The organism is Sphingomonas sp. FUKUSWIS1 (genome assembly GCF_000733135.1).
Taxonomy (GTDB): domain Bacteria; phylum Pseudomonadota; class Alphaproteobacteria; order Sphingomonadales; family Sphingomonadaceae; genus Sphingomonas; species Sphingomonas aerolata.
In genome coordinates this window covers 1-3,271 of the sequence record NZ_JPJC01000188.1, presented here as the reverse complement: position 1 = coordinate 3,271, position 3,271 = coordinate 1, and the positions used below count along the sequence as shown (strand labels likewise).

Sequence of the window (3,271 nt, the reverse complement as noted above, 5' to 3'; positions counted from 1 at the left end):
GCGGGCGGCGTCCCGATCAGCTCCATCCGCGTCGTCGTCGCGCCAAGATCGATCCCCGCCTCGCGGAACTGGCGCAACAGCGTGAACAGCAGCGCGCTGCGCACCGGATAGGCATCGCGCGGGCTCGCGACATAGGCGAAGCAGTTGAGCTTCGCGCGGCCACCATCGACCGAATCGATGAACACCTTCACCTCGGGATCGTCGAGCACCTCGCTCTGGTCGGCAAAGGCGGTGAACAGCATCGTCCGCACCGCGTCGAGATCGCTCTCGATCGGCACCGAGAATTGCAGCTGGATCCGCCCGATCGGCGCGGCCAGCGTCATGTTCTGGATCGTCTTGGTGATCAGCTCCGAATTGGGGACGATCAGCGTCGATCGGTCGGCGACCTGGATCTCGGTCGACCGGACGTTGATCCGCTTGACGTCGCCCTCCTGGTTGCCGATCCGCACCCAGTCGCCGATCTTGACCGGCCGCTCGGCGAGCAGGATCAGCCCCGACACGAAATTCTGCGTGATCGCCTGCAGGCCGAAGCCGATGCCCACCGACAGCGCGCCGAGCACCACCGCGAGCTTCTCCATCCCGATGCCAAGCGCGGCGAGCGCCCACAGCACCGCGGCGATGATCCCCGCATAGCGCGCGACCATCGTCACCGAATTCTGCGCACCCGCATCCATCGCGGTCGTCGGCAGATAGCTGTTGACCAGCCAGTGCTGCAGCCCGCGCATGATCGCCAGCGCTACGAACAGCACCGCGATCGACCGCAGCACCGCGCCAGGCGATATCGTGATCTCGCCGACCGTGATCCCGCCCGCAAGCGTCCCGAACAGCTCGAACACCGACGTCACGCCCGCCCCGAACGGCGCCATCACCGCGCCGAACGCCAGCATGATCAGCATCAGCCGCAGCACCGCCGACAGCAGGACGCCGATCTGGTCGACCGTCCGGTTGCCGACGCCGAAGCCGCTGTTCGCGCTGCGCCCGATCCGGTTGCTGCTCGACAGCGCGGCGCGGCAGGCGTCGTCGGTGAAGGTCATCATCAGGTACAGCGTCGCGCCGACGATCGCCCCCCACACCATCCACTGCGCGGTCTTCAGCGCGAAATTGACGTATCCGGTCAGCGTCGCGACGAACGCGACCAGCACCGCCAGCCACACGACCAGCGCGACGATCGCGAGCAGGCTGTTGCGGGCGGGCTTCTCGGGATCGGGCTGGGCCGCCGCCCTCAGCCGCCCGAGCGCGACCAGCACGCCGGCGATCAGCGCCAGGTGGAGCAGCGCGATCAGCGCGTTCGCCGCGGTCGACGCCGCCGCACTCGCGCCGACCAGCGCGTTGGCGGTGATCAGCAGCTGGCCGAAGAACACCAACCCCGCCGCTGCCCAGGTGAAGGGGCGCAGCGTCTGCGCCGCGCTGTCGCCGATCGGCAACAGCCGCCAGCTCGGCTGCGCGCGCAGCAGCAACGCGCCGCCCAACGCCGACAGGAAGGCCGCAAAGAACGACAATCCGACAAAACGCGTCGCGATCTGGTCGAACGCGGGCGACAGCAGGGCGGACCAGCGCAGCGACTGGACGAACGCCAGCGCGGCGAATCCGGGCAACATCGTGCCGATCACCACCAGCCACAGCGCATAGGCGGACCGCCGGATCCGCCCGCCCGGCGCATGATCGGTCGCATAGCCGCGCCCCAGCCGGTGGAGCGCACCGCGCACCGGCACGAGCAGCACCAGTGCGGCGAGCAGCCCGGTCAGCGCGATCATCGCCGCCTGCATGTCGAACCGCTGGACGAACTGGCGCGCGCCGGTCGCCGCGAACCGGTTCAGCCGCGCCGTGTCGCGCGGCAGGTGATCGATGATCGCGGTCCACAGCGTCGGCGACAGCGGCGACGCGCTGCGCTCGGACAATTGCTGGCCCAGCTCCTCCGCCTCGGCCGCACCGATATCGTCGATCTGCTGCTTGGCCTCGACCCCGATCAGCCGCGCGCGCTTGATCGCCGAATCGATCGCCGACTGGCTCTGCGCGAGCAATCGGCGCTGCTGGCGGATCTCGGGCGCCTCGACCACCCCCGGCGTCGCCGCGCCCAGCTCGGTCACCCGCGCCTGGACCAGCGCCATTTCGGGCGTCAGCACCCGCACCGCCTCCGCCGCGGTCGCCTGCACCGCCTCCGCCCGCGTCCGCAACGCCTGCCGCGCCGCATCATCACGCGCCTCGACCGCCGCATCGTCGACCGCCTGCAACTCCGCCGACGCCCGCGTCAGCCCCGCCGCCACCGAGGCCACTTTCGCCTCGTCCTGCGCCAGGGCAGGCACAGCGGACACGAGCAGCAGCAACGCGGCGAAATAGCGCAAAACGATCATCCGCCCGGCTCTACAGCGTCACAGCCAAAAACGGGAGAGCCCGCCGCCATGGCCCGCCCTCCCTACACACCACCCCGGCGAAGGCCGGGGCCCAGTTGGGAAGGCTGAAGTAACGACGCGCAGCATCAGCCCAGCCACGTCCCCCAACTGGACCCCGGCCTCCGCCGGGGAGGCGTAAGATTCGGTAACCCCACCCCACCCCGGCGAAGGCCGGGGCCCAGATGGGAAGGCTCGAGTAACGACGCGCAGCATCAGCCCAGCCGCGTCCCCCAATTGGGCCCCGGCCTCCGCCGGGGTGGCGTAAGATTCGGTAACCCCACCCCACCCCGGCGAAGGCCGGGGCCCAGATGGGAAGGCTCGAGTAACGACGCGCAGCGCTAGCCTAGCCACCTCCCCCAACTGGACCCCGGCCTCCGCCGGGGTGGTGGAGCCCTTGTTCTCCCGCGAAGGCGGGAGCCCAGCCTGGGTCCCCGCCTTCGCGGGGACACAAGGCCCACCCTCACGAAAACCGCAACGCCTATTCCAGCTCCAGGATCACCTGATCCACCGCCAGGCTGTCGCCCGCCGCCGCCGACACCGACTTCACCACGCCGGTCTTCTCCGCGCGCAGGATATTCTCCATCTTCATCGCCTCGACCACCGCGAGCGCCTGCCCCGCCTCGACCCGGTCCCCCGCCGCGACATCGAGCCGCACCAGCAGCCCCGGCATCGGGCAGATCAGGAATTTCGACAGATCGGGCGCGACCTTCTCGATCAGGTGCGCGGTATAGGGCGCGACCCGCGCGGGCAGCACGCGCGCGACATGGCTCGCGCCGCGCGTCGTCAGCCTGAACCCGGCACGCGCCTTCGCGATCCGGATCGTCAGATGCTCGTCGCCCTCGACCATCACCATCCGGTCCCCCGGCGTATATTCGAGCGAC

General features: G+C 69.9%; 2 protein-coding genes. Both read right to left on the bottom strand.

What is annotated here, in order from left to right; genetic code table 11:
* Window positions 1-2,351 (bottom strand): DUF3772 domain-containing protein (locus sphsw_RS11565; RefSeq protein WP_031440754.1); only part of this gene is annotated, 2,351 nt, incomplete at its 3' end.
* 517 nt (window positions 2,352-2,868) lie between these two features.
* The coding region (locus tag sphsw_RS11560) for a biotin/lipoyl-containing protein (protein ID WP_031440753.1) at window positions 2,869-3,271 on the bottom strand (403 nt) is incomplete at its 5' end.